General features: G+C 32.1%; 25 protein-coding genes and 1 riboswitch. Of the genes, 2 read left to right on the top strand and 23 right to left on the bottom strand.

Features of this window, described 5'->3' with window-relative positions:
* Window positions 1–63: 63 nt before the first annotated feature.
* The 9 genes from LQ688_RS07025 to LQ688_RS06985 form a co-directional block, all read right to left on the bottom strand.
* Complete coding sequence (locus tag LQ688_RS07025) at window positions 64–597, bottom strand: hypothetical protein (protein ID WP_064204163.1); 534 nt, start codon at window positions 595–597, stop codon at window positions 64–66.
* Entirely contained in the window at window positions 594–1214 is a 621-nt protein-coding gene (locus LQ688_RS07020) for an ABC transporter ATP-binding protein (protein WP_135031109.1), read from the bottom strand. The genes LQ688_RS07025 and LQ688_RS07020 overlap by 4 nt, the downstream gene beginning before the upstream one ends.
* Window positions 1211–1909, bottom strand: a complete 699-nt coding sequence (locus LQ688_RS07015; protein ID WP_016998877.1) for a hypothetical protein — start codon at window positions 1907–1909, stop codon at window positions 1211–1213. The genes LQ688_RS07020 and LQ688_RS07015 overlap by 4 nt, the downstream gene beginning before the upstream one ends.
* Window positions 1909–2562: a hypothetical protein gene (locus LQ688_RS07010; RefSeq protein WP_016998876.1), complete on the bottom strand. Its 654-nt coding sequence runs from the start codon at window positions 2560–2562 to the stop codon at window positions 1909–1911. The genes LQ688_RS07015 and LQ688_RS07010 overlap by 1 nt, the downstream gene beginning before the upstream one ends.
* Window positions 2549–3346 (bottom strand): hypothetical protein, encoded by a 798-nt coding sequence (locus tag LQ688_RS07005; protein WP_016998875.1) that lies wholly within the window; start codon window positions 3344–3346, stop codon window positions 2549–2551. The genes LQ688_RS07010 and LQ688_RS07005 overlap by 14 nt, the downstream gene beginning before the upstream one ends.
* A gap of 211 nt (window positions 3347–3557) precedes the next feature.
* On the bottom strand, window positions 3558–4220 hold the full coding sequence (locus LQ688_RS07000; RefSeq protein WP_016998874.1) for a DUF2750 domain-containing protein: 663 nt from the start codon (window positions 4218–4220) through the stop codon (window positions 3558–3560).
* Window positions 4221–4325: 105 nt separating this feature from the next.
* Window positions 4326–5513, bottom strand: coding sequence for an L-aspartate--L-methionine ligase LdmS (gene ldmS, locus LQ688_RS06995; protein ID WP_218688336.1), 1188 nt, complete (start codon window positions 5511–5513; stop codon window positions 4326–4328).
* On the bottom strand, window positions 5510–6697 hold the full coding sequence (locus LQ688_RS06990) for a M20 family metallopeptidase (RefSeq protein WP_070044868.1): 1188 nt from the start codon (window positions 6695–6697) through the stop codon (window positions 5510–5512). The genes ldmS and LQ688_RS06990 overlap by 4 nt, the downstream gene beginning before the upstream one ends.
* A 61-nt stretch (window positions 6698–6758) precedes the next feature.
* Window positions 6759–6858, bottom strand: a riboswitch (SAM riboswitch).
* 41 nt (window positions 6859–6899) lie between these two features.
* On the bottom strand, window positions 6900–7442 hold the full coding sequence (locus tag LQ688_RS06985; protein ID WP_016998871.1) for a GrpB family protein: 543 nt from the start codon (window positions 7440–7442) through the stop codon (window positions 6900–6902).
* Between the two features lie 138 nt (window positions 7443–7580).
* On the opposite strand from LQ688_RS06985, the gene LQ688_RS06980 reads away from it, so the two are divergent.
* On the top strand, window positions 7581–8048 hold the full coding sequence (locus LQ688_RS06980) for an S-ribosylhomocysteine lyase (RefSeq protein ID WP_016998870.1): 468 nt from the start codon (window positions 7581–7583) through the stop codon (window positions 8046–8048).
* 87 nt (window positions 8049–8135) lie between these two features.
* Here the strand turns inward: LQ688_RS06980 and LQ688_RS06975 are convergent, their stop codons facing one another.
* From LQ688_RS06975 to LQ688_RS06955, 5 genes are all read right to left on the bottom strand, one after another.
* Window positions 8136–8486, bottom strand: coding sequence for a DoxX family protein (locus tag LQ688_RS06975; RefSeq protein ID WP_016998869.1), 351 nt, complete (start codon window positions 8484–8486; stop codon window positions 8136–8138).
* Complete coding sequence (gene deoB / locus LQ688_RS06970; RefSeq protein WP_016998868.1) at window positions 8486–9670, bottom strand: phosphopentomutase; 1185 nt, start codon at window positions 9668–9670, stop codon at window positions 8486–8488. Before deoB ends, LQ688_RS06975 begins: the two co-directional genes overlap by 1 nt.
* A gap of 11 nt (window positions 9671–9681) precedes the next feature.
* The gene (locus tag LQ688_RS06965) at window positions 9682–10983 is read right to left on the bottom strand and encodes a pyrimidine-nucleoside phosphorylase (RefSeq protein ID WP_239752700.1); all 1302 of its coding nucleotides are present in this window, start codon (window positions 10981–10983) and stop codon (window positions 9682–9684) included.
* Between the two features lie 75 nt (window positions 10984–11058).
* Window positions 11059–11721, bottom strand: coding sequence for a deoxyribose-phosphate aldolase (gene deoC / locus LQ688_RS06960; RefSeq protein WP_016998866.1), 663 nt, complete (start codon window positions 11719–11721; stop codon window positions 11059–11061).
* Window positions 11722–11804: 83 nt separating this feature from the next.
* Window positions 11805–12743, bottom strand: a complete 939-nt coding sequence (locus LQ688_RS06955) for a sugar-binding transcriptional regulator (RefSeq protein ID WP_239752699.1) — start codon at window positions 12741–12743, stop codon at window positions 11805–11807.
* Between the two features lie 109 nt (window positions 12744–12852).
* Between LQ688_RS06955 and deoD the strand changes: the two genes are divergently transcribed.
* Window positions 12853–13563 (top strand): purine-nucleoside phosphorylase, encoded by a 711-nt coding sequence (deoD, locus tag LQ688_RS06950; protein WP_064204172.1) that lies wholly within the window; start codon window positions 12853–12855, stop codon window positions 13561–13563.
* Between the two features lie 531 nt (window positions 13564–14094).
* Here the strand turns inward: deoD and LQ688_RS06945 are convergent.
* The 9 genes from LQ688_RS06945 to nhaC all read right to left on the bottom strand — a co-directional run bounded on the left by LQ688_RS06945 (window position 14095) and on the right by nhaC (window position 22387).
* Entirely contained in the window at window positions 14095–14538 is a 444-nt protein-coding gene (locus LQ688_RS06945; protein ID WP_016998863.1) for a Dps family protein, read from the bottom strand.
* Window positions 14539–14747: 209 nt separating this feature from the next.
* Complete coding sequence (locus tag LQ688_RS06940) at window positions 14748–15662, bottom strand: D-ribose ABC transporter substrate-binding protein (protein WP_026023602.1); 915 nt, start codon at window positions 15660–15662, stop codon at window positions 14748–14750.
* A 22-nt stretch (window positions 15663–15684) separates the two neighbouring features.
* A complete protein-coding gene (locus LQ688_RS06935; protein ID WP_016998861.1) occupies window positions 15685–16623 on the bottom strand; it encodes an ABC transporter permease in 939 nt (312 codons plus the stop codon).
* On the bottom strand, window positions 16604–18100 hold the full coding sequence (locus LQ688_RS06930; protein ID WP_239752698.1) for a sugar ABC transporter ATP-binding protein: 1497 nt from the start codon (window positions 18098–18100) through the stop codon (window positions 16604–16606). Before LQ688_RS06930 ends, LQ688_RS06935 begins: the two co-directional genes overlap by 20 nt.
* Before the next feature lie 12 nt (window positions 18101–18112).
* Entirely contained in the window at window positions 18113–18502 is a 390-nt protein-coding gene (gene rbsD, locus LQ688_RS06925; RefSeq protein ID WP_016998859.1) for a D-ribose pyranase, read from the bottom strand.
* A complete protein-coding gene (gene rbsK / locus LQ688_RS06920; protein WP_016998858.1) occupies window positions 18495–19376 on the bottom strand; it encodes a ribokinase in 882 nt (293 codons plus the stop codon). Before rbsK ends, rbsD begins: the two co-directional genes overlap by 8 nt.
* A gap of 1 nt (window position 19377) precedes the next feature.
* A complete protein-coding gene (locus tag LQ688_RS06915) occupies window positions 19378–20343 on the bottom strand; it encodes a LacI family DNA-binding transcriptional regulator (RefSeq protein ID WP_070044870.1) in 966 nt (321 codons plus the stop codon).
* A 67-nt stretch (window positions 20344–20410) separates the two neighbouring features.
* On the bottom strand, window positions 20411–20797 hold the full coding sequence (locus tag LQ688_RS06910) for a thiol-disulfide oxidoreductase DCC family protein (protein ID WP_239752697.1): 387 nt from the start codon (window positions 20795–20797) through the stop codon (window positions 20411–20413).
* Between the two features lie 171 nt (window positions 20798–20968).
* Window positions 20969–22387, bottom strand: a complete 1419-nt coding sequence (gene nhaC, locus LQ688_RS06905; protein WP_064204173.1) for a Na+/H+ antiporter NhaC — start codon at window positions 22385–22387, stop codon at window positions 20969–20971.
* Window positions 22388–22455 lie beyond the last annotated feature (68 nt).

Genomic DNA, 22455 nt, shown 5'->3' with positions numbered 1-22455 from the left:
AATGGAAAAATTATTTTACTACGTTGGGATGTAGTAACTACCTAAGTAGTTAGTAATAATGTATCAAACTATCTTCCCACCGTCAACACGAATCGGTAAATATAATTTCTTTAACTTATGACCATTACGGTCGAGGTAAGCTAGTTCTAAATCATTTTCTCCATCAGGATCTATTGGTGTATATCTAAATGTAACGTGTCCCTCATAAACATTATGCTTATCAAAGTATGGTCTATCCGGCACAAGTCTTTTACCTTTTTTCGTTTTAAATTCATCAGACTGTTGTAAGATTTCATCATTAACACGTAAAAATAAACTTGCATAAATATTATTATAATATTTATCTGGATAGTCATCCTTTTTAACTACTTTGATATCAGCACTTAAAAATATCTCTTTATCTTTAACTTTATAACTCAAATTACTAAATTTCATTGTTCCAAAAGTTATATTATGCGTTTGATTAAGTTTAATTTTCTCTTCCTTAAATTCATAATCTTGAAATTCTGCGTTTACTTTACGATACTGAATGAATCCTAATATAACGAGAACTACAAATACAATTAAAGAAGATAATAGAATTACTTTATTTTTCATTCTAATGCACCTGCTTCTATATGAACAACCTCATCTACAACACTTTCTATGTCTTCAAATTGATGTGAAGCAATCAATATTGTACATCCTTGCTGTTTTAATTTTTCAAGGATTTGAACAAGTTTCTCAATACTCTTCCTATCCAAAGCATTGGTAGGTTCATCTAAAACAATTAATTCAGGATCACCCATTAAAGTTTGAGCAATGCCAACTTTCTGTTTCATCCCTAATGAATATTTTCGAACTTTTCTTTTATCTTTATAATCTAATCCAAGTTCTACTAAATATTTAGTCATTTCATTGATATCTGTTATTCCTTTTAATGCAGCTACTAATTTAAGATTTTTTAAAGCCGTAAATTCAGTTATAATGCTTGGTTTTTCTATAAATACACCGACTTTAAGAGGGTATTTTGAGCCAAATTTAAGCGGTTCATTATTAATCATTACTTGCCCATCAACTTTAATCAATCCTAATATCGCCCTTAAAAGCATTGTCTTACCAGAACCATTACGTCCTTTAAATCCATAAACTTTTCCACGCTCAATTTCTAAATTAATATTTTTAAGCAATTGATTGCGTTGGTGTTCTTTTGATACATCTATTAATTTAATCATACTTCATCATCACCTCTTTGAAATTTCATGTGATGATCACGTCCTAATTCAAAGACCAATAACATATTCACCACAACAATAGATAGCACACAACATATAAAATTTGTGTAAGAAACGCCTTGTATTCTTGAAAATAAAGATGTATTTAAAATGTTAAAATCTAAATCAAATCTTGTTGTGGCGATAATCCACATCAACGATATTAAAAAGCTTATATAAAATTTATAAGCAATGTAACTCCAAATAAATACAATCATTAAGAAATAAACACTTATTATTAAGTTCAATAAGTGAGTTACATTATGCGAAAATTCTCCGTCAATAGCAGAAATGGTAAACCATATACCTAGAATATAAATTAAACTCATAATGAATGATATGATGATAAGAACCATCCATCTTCCCTTAATATTTAATAGCATTTGCCACTCTACAATGTAATATTGATAAAGAACATGTATAAAGCGATAAATGAAAAATATGGCAAGAAACATAATCATTATGTACAACCCAGGTATCCTATATAAATGCACACTTAACTCAGCTTCATTATTACCACGAAAAATAAAATTCCATAAACCATCTCTTAAATATGGTCTGAATAGCATTAGTACCAAAATAAATATTCCGTTTATAATCATGAACGTTTTCCATAAACTTTGTATAATACCAACAGTAAATTTTAGAATATTCATCACATTATTTCCTTTTTCATAATAGTCCATTCAACAATTAAATAGACAAACACTATAAATAACAATTGATATATCATCCACGACCAAGAAATTGAAAATAATTTCTTTGAATCAAGAATTAACCAATTCCATTTTCCACTTTGCATTATGACAAAATCTAAAAGCACAAGCACATTTACAAGTAATAATGATATTGCACGATTAAAAAATCTTAAATATAAAGTAAGTGACAATAATGAAATCGTAAAATTCCCTACTATCATCAAGCAAGCTGTTACAATAAACACTATATTAAATTGAAGTTGAAAGTTCATAGCAACCATACTTGCCAACATCATTTCGATACTTATTAGCAAAGATATAAAACCGACATATAACAACACATCTATCTTTAAATAATTTCTATATCCAATAAACACTTTATGAACAAGTTCATTTCGGTAAAACACAATCGTCATAATGGTTAATATTGGTAGAACAACATAAGTAAGCGTAAACTTACTTAATAATAAATTTGTAAATTGAAAATCATCAGAAGGAAAATACCCGACGTTTCCCTTCTGATAGATAATCATTAATCCAAAGAATAAAATATGCCACGCTAGAAATTTTGTATTAATCAATGATGTAAATCGATATTTAATCAAGTTCATATTTGCGCATACCTCTTATATAGAAATAAATTGATAAACTGATAAACAATATGAAAGTCAAGACAATCGGTAAAAATTCGAAATACATGAATTCCGTTCGTCCCGTTAAGAAATATATTGGAGGAACTACATATGGTTTATATGATAAATTTGTTAATATAATCAATAAAATTTGAAAAATAAATGGACCAATCATTGCCAAAATTCTATTATTCGTATATATAGAAAGAGTTATCCCAAATATATTCATTATTGCCCCCCAAATACCAGCCAATAAAATATATAATAAGATATATAATAATGGCATTGTATAGTATAAAGGTACACTTAATGTATTTGAGCTATGAATTCCTATTAGATTATTAGTATATCTTTCTGGCGATATATTAGGTAATATTAAAAATTCACCTATAAGATTCATTAATAAAGGGATTATTACAAGAAGCGAAGCAATAATACTTGAGTATAAAATCACCTTTATATCTACTGACTTATTCACATGATACATATAAGCATGATGTAATAAATGTTGCTTACGATCTTGTATAAAAATATCACTTACACCTATGGATACAGCTAAAGGCATAATCAATAGATAAACCGTTTGTAAAGCACTAAACCCATCAAATAATAAAGATCGTGTATATGGTGTGTTTTCTAATAGTACATAGATACCATAAGTTTGATAAGCATTGTATAAATGCAATAGAGCAATTATCGTTAAAAGGATAAATGCTATAAATAGTTGTAACCTTAATATGCGTAATTTCATATATTTAAACATTATTATCACCTTATGTAGAAGCTCTTTAGTGGCATAATTTTCTACTATTTCAATCTTAAACTTTTTTTTACATTATTTTACATTTTAATCTAATTAAAGCTCTTTTACAACAATGCTTTAATTTATTTAATTTAATTATTACCAACTTATTCAAGGCATAAAAAAAAACTTTTGCTATTTAGCAAAAGTCTAAAATTAATATTTTATTCCCTTAACAAGGCATCGCGTTTAATACTACTTTAGGATCTGTAACTGTACCAATCATTCCCGGTTTTAAGTTCACACCTAATGCAATATTATCTTGTTTTAAATCTTCTAGCCATTCTTCAAATACTTCAGTTTCTACTTCGATGATGTCATATTCCTCAAAATCATTGCGGTGTACTTTTTCTACAAGTTTTCTTGTACTCCATACTGTCATCATATTTGGTAAGCTGCTGTCTTCTTCTGAAACGATAATAAATTGCTTTTGCCCTTTTACTGTTAACCCGTATACATAGTCTTCATTACAAATATCTTCAGCAAATTCTTCAATACGAATATCATCTAACTCACTCATGATTTGTTCGATAAATCTTATCGCTTCGACTTCTGTACCTGAAAATTCTTCATAACGGTCTACTATGAATCGGTCACCTTCGTCTAATATATCGTCCATTTCATAAGTTACAAAGCGGTCTAGATCTAATTCCATCACTTTTTCGTATGTTGTAATGTTAGTTTCTTTTAAATACTTTTCTGCGTATTCTTGTTTTGACCAAATTAAACGAGTATTTGTATCTGCATCTCTTAAAATTCTTTTATCTGTTAGAACAACGTAAAATTTTTCTTTCGTTAATATTTGTTTGAACATAGACATATCCTGGATAGCCATTGTTATACCACCCTCTTCTTTATATTTAATACCAATAAAATATAGTATATTTAAAAGCTATAAGTCAATGAAAATTTGCTTTAATTTCCATAATTATTTTAAACGCTATTCATCGTAGAGTTCAGAAAGGAATTTTTGTTCTAATTGAAGTGCTTTAGATTCTGTTTCAGCATGCCATATGCCAGCAAATCTTGCATTTACTTTATTCTTTCCAAACCAATCCCCATCGAAGAATGAGAGTGGATAAAGATGGCCATCTTCAACATATTTTTCAATCACTTTATAAAAGTGTTCGTTATCTCCTTTTGCATGGTAACTTAAAAATTTATGAAAACCATCTTTTAATCTATTTTTAAGTAAAAGCATACTCGTTGAACCATTTTGTCTAAAGTTTAAATCTATGGCATATATTTTTCCTTCTTTATCTATCAGTAAATCAAAGCCTGAAACACCTTTATAACCATATTCAACACCATTTTGCATAATTTCATATCCTGCATCTATAACGCTTTGTGGTACTTCGTCTGAATTAACATTACCATTATAAAATCCGTAGTCATCTGTTAATTGTTTAACTGCCCCTATATATTGGATACCAGTATCTTCACTATATACATATTGTACACAATAATTGTCTACCTCTTCGATAAATTGTTCTATAATAATATGTTCTGTTTCAGTAGCTTCTTTAATTCTTTGATTTGCTTTCTTTAGATCATCTTCAGTATAACATATCATAACCCCATACCCACCTGCTGTCGGTAATTCATCTCCCGGCTTTAATACAAGAGGTAGTTCCCAATTTTTAATTTCTTCTTCATATTCTTTAACACTAACACATTCACGTCTAGGTAAATACTTTCCTTTAGTCCACTGTGATAATTTCGATTTATTATTTAAGTCTATAAACTTTGGTTTATATATAGCATAATCGTCCTTATCACATAAATGTTCTCCATGAATATATTGAAAGAATATTTTATTACGTTTATTTGTTAATTGCTGTATCAATTGTTCGTAACTTTCTTTATCTTTAAAACGATGTATATTGTCTGGCACTTTTTCTCCAACTAGATTTAACAAATCTTCTATCCTTTTTGTTAAACATGCTTCATGAATAATCATTGGCATTTTACTAATAACCAATTCTCTAGCTGTTAAAAAATTAGATTGATCTTCTTCGGCTTTTAACCAAGGATTATCTTCATAGGATGGCCTCGAATTATAGATAATATTATCTTCATATAAATCTTTAAGTGTTAATAATAAAGGTTTATGATAGGCTTTTGTCATAATAAGTTCTCCCTTAATGTTTGATGATGCTCGATAATCTCATTTCTAAGGGGTACGTTCTCTATTAATTCTAATCCCATCGATGCTAATATTTTAGCACCGCTTATCAATGCTTTATCTCCCATTGTACTTGCTGCAGCTTGGCAAAATTCTTTCGTATGACCAACTAAATTAGATGGTCCGATTTTAATATGTGGATGTATAGTAGGTATGATATGACTTACATTCCCCGTATCTGTTGATCCAAAACCAAAATCATCTTCTATAACATCTTCTCCTAAAGATTCTGCATGTTTTCTAAACAATTCATCTAAAGGTTTATTAATAACAAATTCATTTACACCGTTTTGTATTGGTCTTACTTCTGACTTACAACCAGTTTGCAATGCAGCTCCTTCAGCGATTTTTCGAACTCTATCAGTCAGTTCATCTAAATGTTTACGTGAGGTTGCTCTAGTATAAAATCTTGCATGTGTAAAATCAGGAATAATATTTGCCGCTTCACCTCCATTTAATATTACACCGTGCACTTTATCTGTTTTCTTAATTTGTTGTCTCAACATACTTACACCGTTAAAGAAGGACAACATAGCGTCTAAAGCATTAATCGCTTCAAAAGCATTCTCAGACGCGTGAGCACTCCTTCCATAAAACTTTACATCGAATACATCTACTGCTAATGATGGCACTGTGACATACGTCTCATGGCCAGGGTGTACCATAAGTGCAATGTCTAAATCGTCTATAATACCCGCTTTAACATAACTAGCTTTAGCGCTACCATTAACCCCGCCTTCTTCTGCTGGACAACCAAGCACGACTATTTTACCGCCCACTTGGTCAATAACTTTTGATAAACTAATACCTGCTAAAACGCTCGAAGTACCGATTATATTGTGTCCACATGCATGCCCTAAGCCTGGCAATGCATCATATTCCGCTAAAAAACATATCGTTGGACCTTCTATTTTCGTGTCATATGTAGCTATAAATCCAGTCGGATGCTTTGCTATATTTTTCTCTATCTTAAAATGATGATTTTTCAGTTGATCACTTAACAATCTTGAAGCAAAAACTTCTTCATTACCTAGTTCTGGACGTTCGTGTATTTGATGGCTCATAGACAAATATAAGTGTTTATTTTGTTCAATATAATTTAAAATATTTTGCGATAAATTGCTCATTCACTATACAACCTTTCCAATATAAAAGCGCACTCCTTAGTTAGGAAATGCGCCAATCGAAATTTTATCTCTCAGTTGAACACTGCAGGATTTGGCACCTTTCCATGTAGGGAGGTTGCTGGACGTCAAAGGGCCTTTCCCTCAGTCACTCTTGATAATACGTATGAAATTGTTTTAATTCTAACTTTAACACTCGGATATGTCAATGTTTTGCGAGCGCATCATTTGAGTTTAAGTACCATTTTTCAGCCTTTTTCTCAAATTCTTTAATCATACTATCTTTACCTTGATAATACTCTACACTATCCGCTGGAAAATCTATAGATAAGTCATGTTTAAGGCGACTATATCGTTCTCTCTCGCCGTTAAATGTTCTCAAATAATCTCTAAAAGAAATAAGTCTCAATATGTGTGGGCTGTCTTCATCATAGATATGTAAATGATGAGAGACATCACCGTTATGATTATATTTTTTAAAATAACGATTTCCAATAACGCCTCGTTCTCCTTTAGACTCGTAACCTAGTGCAGATAATTCCTTTGTATAATCATCTATCGTTTCACTATCTTTTACCACCATTAAAATATCAATGATAGGTTTAGCTGATAACCCTGGGATAGCTGTAGATCCAATATGTTCTATATTTATGCTATGTTCTTTTAATAACGATTGTAAATATTTCTTTTCTTCTAAAAAAAGATGTTGCCATATACTATCGTATGGGACGACTCTTAATCTCTCCATACACATCACTCCATTTTCAGAATAATTTATTTTATTATCTTATAAAGTAACACATAAAGAAAGTAATTGAAATCTGAATTTATTGTTTTTTCAAAATTTACTTGATATAATGATGCCGAAATCAAAGGAGGAATCTTCATGACAAAGATGAATGTAGAAAGTTTTAATTTAGATCACACTAAAGTAGATGCACCATTTGTAAGACTTGCGGGAATTAAAGAAGGTTTAAATGGAGATGTTATTCACAAATATGATATTCGTTTTAAACAACCAAATAAAGAACATATGGAAATGCCCGCTTTACACTCTTTAGAACATTTAATGGCTGAAAACATTAGAAACCATACTGATAATGTTGTAGATGTAAGCCCAATGGGTTGTCAAACAGGCTTTTACGCTTCATTTATAAATCATGACGATTATGATGATGTCTTAAATATTATAGAAAAAACGTTAAAAGATGTTGAGCAAGCTACAGAAGTTCCAGCATGTAATGAAGTACAATGTGGTTGGGCAGCAAGCCACTCATTAGAAGGTGCTCAACGACTTGCAACTGAATTCTTATCGAAAAAAGATGGATGGAATGTAATATTTAAAGAAGATTAATAAAATACACTATTATGTTTAAAATAGAAAAAAGGAGTGAAACGGAGATTTAATTTTTCAAAAAATCTCTGTTTCACTCCTTTTTAATTACATTTTTCTAACGATTTTAATAAGTACATATTGTAATGGTAATCTACCCCATAAAGCCCATGTAGGTAATTGTTTCCCATTTAACGGTATATTTTTTTGTGCCATATATACGTTTGCTGGAAATACAGCAACTAAGAACCATTCAATTAATTTCTTAGTCATACTACTTGGTTTTCTAACGAGTAATAAAATACCGAAAATAATTTCCATCACGCCTGAAATCCATACAATTCCTTTTTTAAAGGGTAAGAAATTAGGTACGATAGCTTCAAAACCTTCTGATCTCATAAAATGCATAAGGCCTGCAAAACTAAATGCAAGACCAAAAATACGTCTTACTGCGTTCATTATTTAATCCCCATTTCACTTAAATAGCTCTTACCGAACTGCGGTAATTCTACATTAAAGTTATCTGCAATTGTTGCACCAATTGAACTAAACGTTGTATCCCCTGAAAGTTCGTGGTATTCCGTAATGCTTGGGCTAAACATTAATAATGGAACATATTCACGAGTATGGTCAGTACCATCAGCTGTTGGATCATTACCGTGATCTGCTGTAATAATAACTAAATCATCTTCGCGAACATTTTCTAACAATTCACCTAAACGATTATCGAAATCTTTAATTGCTTGAGCGTAACCTTCTTTATCTCTTCTATGGCCATATAACGCATCAAAATCAACTAAATTTAAGAAACTAATTCCTGTAAAGTCTGTATCTACAACTTTAAGAAGTTGGTCCATGCCGTCCATATTATCTTTCGTACGTATTGCTTTTGTTACACCTTCTCCGTCATAAATATCATTAATTTTACCAATTGCAATTACATCGTAATCTGCATCTTTTAGCGTGTTCATGACAGTTTTACCAAATGGTTTCAATGCATAATCGTGTCTATTAGATGTTCTTGTGAAATTACCTGGTTCTCCTAGATATGGTCGTGCAATAATACGCCCGATTAAATATTTAGGGTCTTTAGTTAGTTCTCTAACTTTTTCACAAATATCATATAATTCCTCTAATGGAATGATATCTTCGTGTGCAGCAATCTGTAATACTGGGTCTGCTGACGTATAAACGATTAAATCGCCTGTTTCCATTTGATGTTTACCGTATTCTTCTATAATTTCAGTACCTGATGCTGGTTTATTTGCCACAACTTTTCTACCTGTTAAATCTTCTATTTCTTTAACAAGTTCTTCAGGGAAACCTTCAGGATATACTTTGAATGGTTTATCAATATTTAATCCCATGATTTCCCAATGTCCTGTCATTGTATCTTTTCCTACAGACGCTTCACTTAATTTTGTATAAAATGCTTCAGGTTTTTCTACATTATTGATAACTGGTAAAGATTCTATATTTCCAAGTCCTAATTTTTCTAGGTTTGGTAAGGATTCTTTGAAACCTTCTAGCGTATGCTTTAATGTATGTGAACCTTCGTCACCAAAATCTTTAGCGTCTGGTGCTTCGCCTATTCCTACTGAATCCATTACAATTAAATGAATACGTTTAAATCGGTTTGTCATTTGACACACTCCTAATCTGTAATCACTTTATGGATTAAAGTCGGCTTCACTTGTTCATCAGAAATATCAATGTTATTTAAAATTTTCTCTTCAACATCTTTAATATCTTCTTGATTTGCATAGATTGTTACAAGTGATTCTCCTTCTTCAACTTTATCTCCAACTTTTCTATTTAATACTAAACCAACGGCTAAGTCAATTATATCATCTTTTGTAGCTCTTCCTGCCCCTAAAAGCATTGAAGCAACACCAATCTCATCAGCTACAATGTTAGATACATATCCAGATTTTTTCGCCTTTACTTCAAACGTATGTTGAGCTTGAGGTAATTTAGAAACATCATCAACTACCGAACCATCTCCACCTTGGTTTTCAAGGAATACTTTAAACTTCTCAAGTGCTTTACCGTTTTGGATAACTTCTTGTAATTTTTCTCGTGCCTCATCTAAATTCTCAGCTTTTTTAGCTAATACAACCATTTGAGATCCTAAAGTTAATACAAGTTCTGTTAAATCTTCAGGTCCTTCACCTCTTAACGTTTCTATTGCTTCTTTCACTTCAAGTCCATTGCCAATTGCTCTTCCTAATGGTTGACTCATATCAGAAATAATAGCCATAGTATTTCGCCCTACATTATTCCCTATTTTCACCATTGCATGCGCTAATAATTCTGAGTCTTCTAGCGTTTTCATAAACGCACCAGCACCCGTCTTCACATCTAAAACAATCGCATCTGCTCCAGCTGCAATTTTCTTACTCATTATAGATGACGCAATAAGTGGGATAGAGTTAACTGTTCCAGTAACATCACGTAAACCATAAAGCTTTTTATCTGCTGGTGTTAAGTTTCCAGTTTGACCAATAACAGCTACTTTATCTCTATTTACTAAATCAATAAATTCTTGTTCTGATATTTCTACATGGAAACCTTCAACCGCTTCTAATTTATCTATTGTACCGCCAGTGTGACCTAATCCTCGGCCACTCATTTTTGCTACAGGTATATCTAATGCAGCTACTAAAGGAGCCAATACTAAAGTAGTTGTATCTCCCACTCCACCTGTTGAATGTTTATCCACTTTAATACCTTCAATTTCAGATAAATCAATTTGATCGCCTGATTCAACCATTGCCATCGTTAAATATGCACGTTCGTTATCAGTCATGTCTTGGAAATATGTCGCCATTGCAAAGCTTGAAGCTTGATAATCAGGTATTTCTCCATCAGTATACCCTTTAATGAAAAATTCAATTTCTTCTTTCGTTAATTCTTTCCCGTCTCGTTTCTTAGCTATAACATCTACCATTCTCATAATGAAACCCTCCTGTTTATGAATACGCTTACTTGTATTTCAAAAGATTAAAGGTACATAAACGTACCTTTAATTTTAATAATCTGAATCAGATGATTCACCTTTTAATATTTTCACACCTGCTGAAGCACCAATACGAGTTGCACCATTATCAATCATCGTCTTAACATCTTCGTATGAACGGATACCACCTGAAGCTTTAACGCCCAAATCAGGACCAACTGTTTCTCTCATTAATTTGATATCTTCTGCAGTTGCGCCACCTGATGAGAATCCAGTTGATGTTTTAACGAAATCTGCACCTGCAGCAAGCGCTAATTCACATGCTCTAACTTTCTCATCTTCTGTTAATAAACAAGTTTCAATAATTACTTTAGTTGTTACACCATTTGCTGCTGCTACAACACTTTCAATATCACGTTTAACTTCTTCATCACGACCGTCTTTAAGCGCACCAATATTGATGACCATGTCTACTTCTTGTGCACCTTTTTTAATAGCGTCTTCTGTTTCAAAAGCCTTCACTTCACTTGTTGTTGCCCCTAAAGGGAACCCAATTACTGTACAAACTAATACATCTGTACCTTCTAATGCTTTTCGTGCATGTGCAACATGTGTTGGATTAATACATACAGATTTAAATCCATATTCTTTCGCTTCTTCTAATAAAGCATCAATTTGTTCCAGTGTTGTGTCTGGTTTTAAAGCTGTGTGATCGATATATTTTGCTAATGTCATAGTGAATCCTCCTCGTATATTCTATCTTTAACTATATTATAAACAAGCTTTGAACAAATGTAAAATGATATAAGAAATTTTGTTCATAAATCTAGTAATGCTTGTGCTGTATATTGATCAGTGATCAATATATTACTTAAATGACCTTCTAAAGCACCACGTATAGCAGAAATTTTGTGGTCTCCTCCAGCTACTAAAATAGAATTTTCTATTTCTTTTAGAGCATCTAATTCAATACCTATCGTTCGGTCATTTATAGCTTGATCTGCAACTTCCCCTTGCTCGTTATAAAAGCGTGAGCAAATATCTCCTACAGCTGAGTGTTTAATTCTCTCTTTTTCTTCATCGTTAAAAAATCCTAATTTAAATAATAAAGAAGAATCTCTAACTGTTCCTACTGTAAACAAAGCGATATTAACTTGTCTTCCTTGTTCTAAAATAGATTGGATGTGTCTATCTTTTTCTACCATTTGCTTAACTTCTTTCACATCAAATATAACTGGTAGAGGCAAATCTCTAGGTGTCGCATTATAAGCTTGTGCAAACCTTTCAAGGATTTGATGGCTTCTTGTGTCTATATGAGAAAAACTAATACCACCTTTAAGTTGTATTACACCAATACCCTTTAAATGTGTAGACTGTAAAAATTGAGACACTTGATACATTGTTTTACCCCAACTAATGCCAATATTATCTCCATCTTTAACAATAGTATTTAAATATTCCGCGGTACGCTTTCCAATAGCACTTTGTACGTTTAAATAATCATTATGCGATGCATGTTCAACAATACAATCTTTCAATTGGTATTTAGCTTTTAATAGTGAAGCTAAACTTTCAGCATCTTGATATGGATCTTCAATTGTTACTTTGACAAACCCATGTTCTTTCGCGTGATTCAATAATCTCGATACAGTTGGTCTAGAGATATTAAGCTTTTGAGCTATTGCTTCTTGACTTAAACTATCTTCATAATATAGTTTTGCTACGCGTATGCTGTCTTTATTTTTTTGTAAATCCATCTCCATTCACCACTTTCTTTCAACTTAATCGTACAAAAATTCGCAAAAAATTGAAACAAATGTTATCTTTAAATTGAAAAAACTTTTATTTTTAAAGGAGAAGATAGTTATGACACAAGGGACACCGCATATTCAACCAAATGGTGTAAAAATTGCAAAAACTGTACTAATGCCTGGGGATCCATTACGTGCTAAATTTATTGCTGAAAACTTTTTAGAAAATGTTGAACAATTCAACGATGTAAGAAATATGTTAGGATACACAGGTACATATAAAGGAAAAGAAGTATCGGTTATGGGCTCAGGTATGGGTATCGCTTCAATCGGTATTTATTCTTATGAACTATATAATTTCTTTGATGTAGAAACGATTATCCGAATTGGATCATGCGGTGCTATGCAAGAGAATATCAATTTATATGATATTATTATTGCACAAGGTGCATCTACTAATTCTCGCTATGTTGACCAATTCAACGTACCAGGTTACTTCGCACCAATTGCTGACTTCGGTTTAGTATCAAGCGCTAAAAATAAAGCAGACGAAATTGGAGCAACTACTCATGTAGGTAATATCTTCTCAAGTGATATTTTCTATAATGCAGACACAGAAGTAACAAGTAAATGGGCAAGATTAGGTATTTTAGGTGTTGAAATGGAATCAGCAGGTTTATACGTAAATGCTGCTGCTGCCGGTAAAAAAGCACTAGGTATCTTTACAGTTAGTGACCACTTATTAAGAGACGAAGCAACAACAGCAGAAGAAAGACAAAATTCATTTACTCAAATGATGGAAATTGCTTTAGAAATCGCTGAATAATAAAGAGAATATATTAGTAGGGAGTGGGACAGAAATCTCATTTTATTAAAAAGATTTCGTAGTCCCACCCCGGCAAAGATGACTAGGTATGAAAAAAGCTTGATATAAGCGCGTTTTCGTACCAGTCAGCTACTGCCAATACAAAAAGAGAGCCTGGGACAATTATTTATGTCCCAGGTTTTTTTTATAACGTTGTTACATTCAAGGGCGCTATGTTACACGTGAACCTCGTCTTGCAATATTCAGGTCCCTTATTGTCACTTCTTACCAAACGTGTCAATAACAGTACCTTTATTGTCATTTCTCATCAAACGTGTCAACAACAGGTCCCTTATTGTCATTTCTCATCAAACGTGTCAACAACAGTGCTCTTATTGTCACTTCTTACCAAACGTGTCAACAAGCAAAACTATATACATCAAATATTCTATATTCTTTAATAATAAAAAAGCACCGGCTTATTGAGAATTCTCAATAAGCCGGTGCTTGATAATGAGATAGATTTATTTAAACTACCTCATTTATATTTTATTATCCTAAGAATGATTTAAGCATCCAGTTGTGTTTTTCAAGACTTGTTACCATACCTAATAACATGTCTCCTGTCATTTCGTCATCTAATTTTTCCGCTAATTGTATACCTTCTTCTAATTGTCCAATTACAGTTGTGAAGTCTTTTGATAATTGTTCTACCATTTGGTTAGCTGATAGATTTTTCTCTGCTTCTTTAACTTCTGACCATTCTAAAGCTTCTTGTAAAGTAGCGATTGGGTTACCATCGATTGCTAAAATACGTTCAGCAATGTCGTCGATATATACACTTGCTTCATTGTATAATTCTTCAAATTTTTCGTGTAGTGAGAAGAAGTTTGGTCCTTTTACATACCAATGATAATTGTGTAGTTTAGTGAAAAGTACTGTCCATTCTGCTACTTGTTTGTTTAATACTTCAATTACTTCTTTATTGTTATTCATTTATTACACTCCTCTAAGATTTGTTTGTTATTTGGTCTCTTTTGATTACAATAACTATTATATTATAATCATTCTAATCTGTCAACGCTATTTACACACTTATTTAGAATGATTATAAATAAGTTGCAAATTCTAAAAATTTTTTTCTCAAATAAATTAAGGTAAAAGACTACATTAGTCTTTTACCTTATTCACCATAAAATAAACATTTATTTAGATTTTTCGAGTTTAAGTGGTACTTTAATTTCTTTATCTACTTTTTTACCTTCCATCAGTTTCAATACTGAATTTACTGATTCTTGTCCCATTTTTTCAGGTTGCTGAGCGATTGTTGCATCTAACTTACCTTCTTTAATAGATTGCATCGCATCTTCATTTCCGTCAAATCCTACAACGAGTATATCTTTATCGCCTACCGCTTCTATTGCTCCTAAAGCCATCTCATCGTTATGAGAGAATATTGCTTTAACACCTGGATGAGCTTGTAATATGTTTTGAGTGACATTGAGCCCTTCTGCACGATCAAATTTAGCGCTTTGCTTTGCGATAACATCTAATGATTTATCTGCTACTTCATGGAATCCTTTTCCTCTTTCTCTAGTAGCACTTGCGCCAGGTACACCTTCTAATTCAGCGACTTTAGCATTTTCACCTAATTCATCTAAGATAAATTTGCCACCCATCTTACCGCCTTCTATATTATCCGAAGCAATAAATGTAGCGACATCACCTTTATCAACTGATCTATCTAAAGTAATAACTGGAATACCTTCATTGTTAGCAGATTGAACTGCACTAGAAATGGCACTTGAATCAGTTGGATTCACAACTAAATAATCAACCTGTTGTTGAACTAAGTCTTCTATATCATTTGTTTGTTTAGCAGAATCATCCCTTGCATCTACTACTTTAACATTCATACCTTGCTTTTTAGCCTCTTTTTGAAGTCCTTCTTTAATTGAAACAAAAAATGGATTATTTAAAGTCGAAACACTTACCCCTATTGTAATATCTGATTTCTTTTTATTCGTTTTACTACCATTGTCTTTTTTTAATGGAGATTCTAACGAACATGCTGATAAAAACACTACCAACGAAAGAAAAAGTATTAAAAATTTCTTCATCATTTATCCCTCACTTTGTTAATTATTTTTTACGATCTATAAGAACAGCAATTAATATAACAATACCTTTTACTACTTGTTGATAGAATGAAGATACACCTAATAAGTTCAATCCGTTATTCAACACGCCGATAATAAGTACACCAATTAGTGTACCAACGATACGCCCTTTACCACCTGTTAAAGACGTTCCACCTAACACTACTGCTGCTATGGCATCTAGTTCATATGAAGTACCAGCAGTCGGTTGAGCTGAATTTAGACGTGATGTTAATATTGCTCCAGCTAAAGCTGACATTAAACCAGATATACCATAAATTAAGATTTTTACTTTATTAACTTTGATTCCTGAAATTTTAGAAGCTACTTCATTTCCCCCGATGGCATATGTATGTCTACCAAAAGTTGTCTTCTGTAGAATAATTGCCAATACAATAAATACGATAATCATCGTTACTGCCGGTACTGGTATACCAAAGAAATAACCTTTACCAAACAATTGGAATAAATAACTATCACCTAAGTCTGTTATAGGATTACCATCTGTAATAACTAACGTTAATCCTCTAAAAATTGTCATAGTTGCCAATGTTGCAATAAATGGCGCCATGCTACCGAAAGTAACCAAAACACCGTTAAATACCCCTAGTAAAAATCCTCCTAATACACCAACAATTAAAGCTACAATTGGATCAAGACCACTCGTAATTAAAATTGCTGTAAATGCACTTGATAAAGCTAATATAGACCCTACTGATAAATCTATACCACCTGTCAAAATAACAAACGTCATACCAAAAGCAATTAAACCGTTAATAGATACTTGTCTCAATAAGTTAAGTAAATTCGATAAATCTAAAAATGCAGTATTTAAAACACTTATAACAACCACTAAAAGAATCAATCCTATAAATGGTATAATTTTTTCTAACAATGATGATTTAGCTGTTAACTGTTGCATTTAATTTCCCTCCTGTAGCCAATGTCATAATATTTTCTTCTGTAATTTGTTCCGCTTCAACTTGTCCCTTTATTTCTCCTTCTTGTACAACTAAGACTCTATCACTCATACCAATAACTTCTGGTAATTCTGAAGAAATCATTATAATAGAAACACCGCGCTCAGTTAATTCGTTCATTAATTGATAAATTTCTCTCTTTGCTCCAACATCAATACCTCTAGTCGGTTCATCTAGTATTAAAACTTGTGCACCCGTACCAATCCATTTAGCTAAAACTACTTTCTGTTGATTACCACCGGAAAGTGAAGAAACAAGTGCTTTTCTATTTGTTTTAATATTTAGTCGTTTACTCATTTGATCAGCAAATATATGAACAGACTTTTCTTTCATAAAGCCTTTATTGGAAAAGCTTTCTAAAGAAGGTAAAACCATATTATCTTCAATAGAGAAATCTAATATCAGACCTTCGTCCTTTCTGTTCTCAGTAATAAGCCCAATTCCGTTTTTCATAGCGTCTTCAGGTGAATTAATGGAAACTTTTTTATCGTTAATCGTAATGTCTTTACTGCCTTTATCTATGCCGAATAAACTTCGCATTATTTCAGTTCTGCCAGCCCCCATTAGTCCACTAACACCAAGAATTTCTCCTTTTCTTAATGAAAATGATATATCTTTAATTTGATGTTCATCATTATTTAACGATTTAACGTCCATGATGATATTACCAGGTGAAACAGTTCTTTTCGGGAATTGTTCTGTTAAATCTCTACCTACCATTGATTTAACTATCTCATCATAATTAGTATCATTCGTTTCTTTATATAACACTGTTTTACCATCTCTCATTACAGTTATCTCATCAGATATCTCAAAGATTTCTGCCATTCTATGTGAAATATACACAAATGCAACGCCTTGTTTTTGCAAGCTTTTAATAAGCTTAAACAATTGATTAATTTCTTTATCCGTTAAAGCAGCTGTTGGTTCATCCATAACGATTATTTTAGCGTTCGTCATCAATGCTTTAGCAATTTCTATCATTTGTTGTTCACCAATAGAACATTTTCCTGCAACTTTTTTAAGTGGTATTTTAAAGTTTAACTTTTCAAATACCTTCATTGCTTCTTTCTTCATCTGTCTCTCGTTTAAGATTCCAAATTTATTTCTAATTTCTTTACCAATAAACAAATTTTCTAACACTGTTAATTCTGACCAAATATTTAATTCTTGGTGTATAAAAGTTATGCCTGCTTCTTCAGCCATTTGTGCATCTTTATATTCAATATTTTCATCTTTGTATATTATCTGACCCTCATCTTTGCCGTGTATACCTACTAAAATTTTCATTAACGTAGATTTACCTGCCCCGTTTTCTCCCATCAATGCATGTACAGAAGCTTCCTTTAAAATAAAATCTACCCCAGTTAATACTTTATTTTGTCCAAAAGCTTTATGTATATTCTTCATCTGTAACATGGTAACCCTCCTTTAGAATAAAACATCACTTTCCAATATGACATTTGCAAATGGTGTTGCTTCTCCAGTTCTAATAATCGCGACTGTATCATTTGTTAATTCTTTAAATCGTTCATGTGATACATATTCTGTATCAATATTAGATTGAGTAATCTTTTCAAAAAGCGAAACATTATCTTCTTTTATTTCTTCCGCAACGATCATTTTTTGAACCGACATATGCTTCATCACTTCTTCGTAAACGCTTTCAAAATTTGGTACACCAAAAGACAGTGCTAAATCAATCTTCTTCACTTCTTTTGGAATTGGTAGACCACAATCTGCTATTACTATTCTGTCTGTATGACCAAGATCACTTAATACTTTAGATATTTCACTGTTTAAAATCCCTGTTTTATACATGCCATTCTCCCTCTATTTCTGAAAGTTTAGGCATACCACCTTGTGCACCCATACCTGTTACTGAATAACTTGCTGCTAAGTTTGCAAAATCTAACGCTTTTTCTAGATTGAATTCTTTCTGTAACGCTACTGCAAATGCACCGTTAAATGTATCACCTGCGCCAGTAGTATCTTTAACTTCTCGTTTATAACCTGGTACTTCTACCTTTTTGTTACCATCGTGATAAACTGCCCCTTTATCTCCTAAAGTAACAATCAATTTATTCGGATATTTTGCTAACGCTTCATCCATATTTCCTTTAAACATTCCGTCACTTTCTGTTTCATTAGGAGTTAAGTAATCAGCTTTTTCAATAACATTATCACTAACTTCTCTAAAAGGAGCTGGATTTAATATAGATGTAATTTCATTTTCCTTACAGTAATCAATTACATGTTCAACTGTTTCACTAGGTATTTCTTGTTGAAGAAGAACGATGTCACCTTTATTAAGGTGTGCTAAATGTTTCTCAACATATTCAGGTGTTACTTCGTTATTGGCAGATGGAACAAAAATGATACTATTATCTTGTTCAGCTAATGTTATGTGAGCAGTACCTGACGGCATTTGTGTAACGGGTTCCACACCATCTACTAAAACGTAGTTATTTTGTAGATTTTGATAAATCTCTTTACCGAAATCATCATCTCCTATGCGCCCTACTAAATATACTTCTTCCCCTAATCTTGCTGCTGCCACAGCTTGATTAGCGCCTTTTCCACCTGGTGTAGTGAAAAAACTATCTCCTAATATTGTTTCACCTTTTTCAGGTCTTTTTGAAGCTGAAACTACTAAATCTATAGACATACTTCCTATAACCATAATCTTTTTCATTTTACTCTCTCCTCGTCGATTGTCGTTCTATTAAACTAACGTCTAATATTTGATGATGTTCTCTTTCTTTACCTTCTAGTTGATTGATAAGCTGTTGACAAGCCTTTTTGCCTATTAAATATGCTGGTTGATGAATTGTAGTTAAACTTGGTGTATACATACGAGATAATGGTATATCATCATAACCTACAACTTGAACATCAGAAGGTACTTTAAATTCATGATGTAACAAAGTACGCATAACAGCAAATGCGCTCACATCATTACTACAAATAATACTATCAATATTGTGCTTATGAATCATCGATACTAAATCTTCTTCAATGAGAAAACGTTCATCTACAGTAATGTAAGGGATGTTCTTTTCATCAAAAATAGATTTAGCACCGGATAGTCTTTCGTTAAATGATTTATATTGTAAGTTTTGTTGCATAATTAAAACAGATTTTGTCGAACCTTTTATAACGGCTTGAGCTTGTAACTGTCCACCTTTATAATGATTTGTTTCAACAAATTCATGGTCGGCATACACTCTATCTAATAAAACAAATGGCATATTATATGATTTAAAAGAATCAAATGTTTCTTGAGTAGATAATTGTGATGCAATAATCCCACTACAATTATGCACATTGAATGTGTTTATATACGCTAATTCTTTTTCTTCATTTCCATCACCATTACCTAAAATGATGTGATAACCCTTAGCCATCGCTTCATCTTCAACACCTCTAGCGACAACCGTGAAAAATGGATTGCTAATATCAGGTAATAATAAACCTATCATTTTAGATTTACGTTTATACAATGTCCGAGCTGTTTCATTTGGTCTGTAATTTAAATCTTTGATCGCTTTATTAATCTTCTTTCTTGTTTCTTCTTTGACATACCCACTTCTATTAAGAGCTCTTGAAACTGTCGCCACTGAGACACCAGCGTATTTAGCAACTTCTTTAATCGTAGCCATTCGTTCAACTTCCTTTTGTGTAACCGTTTACATAAAAGGATACCACCACTCTAAAACTATTGCAATACTAATCTAAAAAATACTGACGTTCTTCTTTAGTTGGTAGTTTACATGCTTGCTTAAATTGGATGCGATGTCTTATTTTTGCAAATGAATCGTAACCTAGATTTCTAAGAAAACGAGGCACTATTTTCAATAGGAATGCAAAAATTTTATATTTCTTAATTTGATTCAATAAGTGAATAATAGCATCTGTTTTAGTAAATACTTGTGATTTATCAACTACAACAATTGTGTCTATATTTTTCAATTCAGGTTGAACTTTAATTAAGTTCTCTCCATATTGCCCTTCTAATTGTGCAAATTGGAATCTCGTTGGAATATTATGATGAATCAACCACATTACTACTCTATTACAATAACCACAATCACCGTCATAGTATACTATAGCCATAAATATCACCTTATTCCTTTCTTTAGTTTTAAGATAACACGATTATAAGAAACATTAAATTAATAAGGGAGTGAACCAGAAATATCATTTTACTAAAAAGACTTCATAATACCATCCCTATATAATGAAACAGTCCGAGACATTTATATATGTCCTGGACTGTTATTATTGTTATTGAGCTTCTTTAAATTGTTTATATTCTTGTTCGTTAATTGTTATAATTTTAAATCCTATGTATCCAAATATTATAGATATGATTGGGACCGTATAATTAAATACTGCATACATCCCATACTCCAATACGTTTACATTTAAGGTCTGAGCTATAAACACACCACAAGTATTCCATAAGAAAAATACTGAAGTCACTGTTCCACCATCTTCTAGAGCTCTAGATAAATTTTTAGGGTGTAACCTCTTTTCTAAAAACGTATTAATATACATTCTTGATGGTACAACAATTGAAATATATTGTTCTGAGCATGAAGCGTTTGTACCAATACATGAAATAATAACAGAAGCGATTAGTCCACCAGTACCTTTAGCTACTTTCAAAACTTGTGTAATAATTGCCTTCAACATACCTGAATATTCGAGTATTCCACCAAATGTCATCGCAACAATTGTCATAGAAATGGTATAAAACATTGACTCCAAACCACCCCTATTAAATAGTTCTTTTACGAGTTCATTCTTTGTTTCTAACACATATCCTGTTTGTAAAGCTTGAACGCTATCATGAATACTTCCACCTTGAACAAAAATTTGTGATAAAAATCCTAAAATAATACCAACTACCAATGCAGGTATTGCAGGTACTTTTAAGGCTACTAAAATAATAACAATCAGTGGTACTAATAGTAACCAAGGTGAAATGACAAATTTATCAATCATTTCATTATTAATTGCATCAATTTTACCTTGATTAATGTCACCTGCGGAAAATTGTCTACCGAGTATAAAGAAAGCAATTAACGAAATTACAATAGCAGGTACAGTTGTATAGAACATATGCTTAATATGATCGAATAGATTTGTACCAGTTAAACCAGCTGCTAAATTTGTGGTGTCAGATAAAGGGCTCATTTTATCACCAAAATAAGAACCTGATATGATAGCACCAGCAATCATTCCCGCTGGAATATCCATACTCAGTCCTATACCCATTCCGGCTACGCCTACTGTGGCCATCGTAGACCAACTACTACCAATTGCTAAAGATACAATGGCGCATATAATAGCAATGGTCACTAAAAATAATGAAGGCGTAATAAGCTTTAAACCGTAATAAATCATCGTGGCAACTATACCGCCACCTATCCATGCCCCAATGATTAAACCGACTAGTATAATAATAACAATCGCAGGTAGTGCTAATTTTATCCCCTTATACATCATTTCTTCTATATCTTTCCACGTATGCCCATGATAATAGGCAACTATGGCTGCTATAGCTGTCCCTATCATTAAAGGAATATGAGGTGCTAATTCTAAAACAACAACAGTATAGAGCATGCTTACTATCATAAATAGAAACGGAACAATAGCCCATACAAAACTTATATTCTTTGTTGTAGATTCTTTTACCATAATGACTAATCCCCCTATAATAAAGCGCTTACATTTAAAATTGTATAACTTTCCACCATAATTTACAA

The sequence above is a fragment of the Mammaliicoccus sp. J-M40 genome, from assembly GCF_022386395.1.
GTDB classification, from domain to species: domain Bacteria; phylum Bacillota; class Bacilli; order Staphylococcales; family Staphylococcaceae; genus Mammaliicoccus; species Mammaliicoccus lentus.
This window is presented reverse-complemented; position numbering and strand designations above follow the sequence as displayed.

Coding starts and splice junctions, on each gene's coding strand:
- LQ688_RS07025 (WP_064204163.1), bottom strand. CDS start 597: ATGAAAAATAAAGTAATTCTATTATCTTCTTTAATTGTATTTGTAGTT.
- LQ688_RS07020 (WP_135031109.1), bottom strand. CDS start 1,214: ATGATTAAATTAATAGATGTATCAAAAGAACACCAACGCAATCAATTG.
- LQ688_RS07015 (WP_016998877.1), bottom strand. CDS start 1,909: ATGAATATTCTAAAATTTACTGTTGGTATTATACAAAGTTTATGGAAA.
- LQ688_RS07010 (WP_016998876.1), bottom strand. CDS start 2,562: ATGAACTTGATTAAATATCGATTTACATCATTGATTAATACAAAATTT.
- LQ688_RS07005 (WP_016998875.1), bottom strand. CDS start 3,346: ATGTTTAAATATATGAAATTACGCATATTAAGGTTACAACTATTTATA.
- LQ688_RS07000 (WP_016998874.1), bottom strand. CDS start 4,220: ATGGCTATCCAGGATATGTCTATGTTCAAACAAATATTAACGAAAGAA.
- ldmS (WP_218688336.1), bottom strand. CDS start 5,513: ATGACAAAAGCCTATCATAAACCTTTATTATTAACACTTAAAGATTTA.
- LQ688_RS06990 (WP_070044868.1), bottom strand. CDS start 6,697: ATGAGCAATTTATCGCAAAATATTTTAAATTATATTGAACAAAATAAA.
- LQ688_RS06985 (WP_016998871.1), bottom strand. CDS start 7,442: ATGGAGAGATTAAGAGTCGTCCCATACGATAGTATATGGCAACATCTT.
- LQ688_RS06980 (WP_016998870.1), top strand. CDS start 7,581: ATGACAAAGATGAATGTAGAAAGTTTTAATTTAGATCACACTAAAGTA.
- LQ688_RS06975 (WP_016998869.1), bottom strand. CDS start 8,486: ATGAACGCAGTAAGACGTATTTTTGGTCTTGCATTTAGTTTTGCAGGC.
- deoB (WP_016998868.1), bottom strand. CDS start 9,670: ATGACAAACCGATTTAAACGTATTCATTTAATTGTAATGGATTCAGTA.
- LQ688_RS06965 (WP_239752700.1), bottom strand. CDS start 10,983: ATGAGAATGGTAGATGTTATAGCTAAGAAACGAGACGGGAAAGAATTA.
- deoC (WP_016998866.1), bottom strand. CDS start 11,721: ATGACATTAGCAAAATATATCGATCACACAGCTTTAAAACCAGACACA.
- LQ688_RS06955 (WP_239752699.1), bottom strand. CDS start 12,743: ATGGATTTACAAAAAAATAAAGACAGCATACGCGTAGCAAAACTATAT.
- deoD (WP_064204172.1), top strand. CDS start 12,853: ATGACACAAGGGACACCGCATATTCAACCAAATGGTGTAAAAATTGCA.
- LQ688_RS06945 (WP_016998863.1), bottom strand. CDS start 14,538: ATGAATAACAATAAAGAAGTAATTGAAGTATTAAACAAACAAGTAGCA.
- LQ688_RS06940 (WP_026023602.1), bottom strand. CDS start 15,662: ATGAAGAAATTTTTAATACTTTTTCTTTCGTTGGTAGTGTTTTTATCA.
- LQ688_RS06935 (WP_016998861.1), bottom strand. CDS start 16,623: ATGCAACAGTTAACAGCTAAATCATCATTGTTAGAAAAAATTATACCA.
- LQ688_RS06930 (WP_239752698.1), bottom strand. CDS start 18,100: ATGTTACAGATGAAGAATATACATAAAGCTTTTGGACAAAATAAAGTA.
- rbsD (WP_016998859.1), bottom strand. CDS start 18,502: ATGTATAAAACAGGGATTTTAAACAGTGAAATATCTAAAGTATTAAGT.
- rbsK (WP_016998858.1), bottom strand. CDS start 19,376: ATGAAAAAGATTATGGTTATAGGAAGTATGTCTATAGATTTAGTAGTT.
- LQ688_RS06915 (WP_070044870.1), bottom strand. CDS start 20,343: ATGGCTACGATTAAAGAAGTTGCTAAATACGCTGGTGTCTCAGTGGCG.
- LQ688_RS06910 (WP_239752697.1), bottom strand. CDS start 20,797: ATGGCTATAGTATACTATGACGGTGATTGTGGTTATTGTAATAGAGTA.
- nhaC (WP_064204173.1), bottom strand. CDS start 22,387: ATGGTAAAAGAATCTACAACAAAGAATATAAGTTTTGTATGGGCTATT.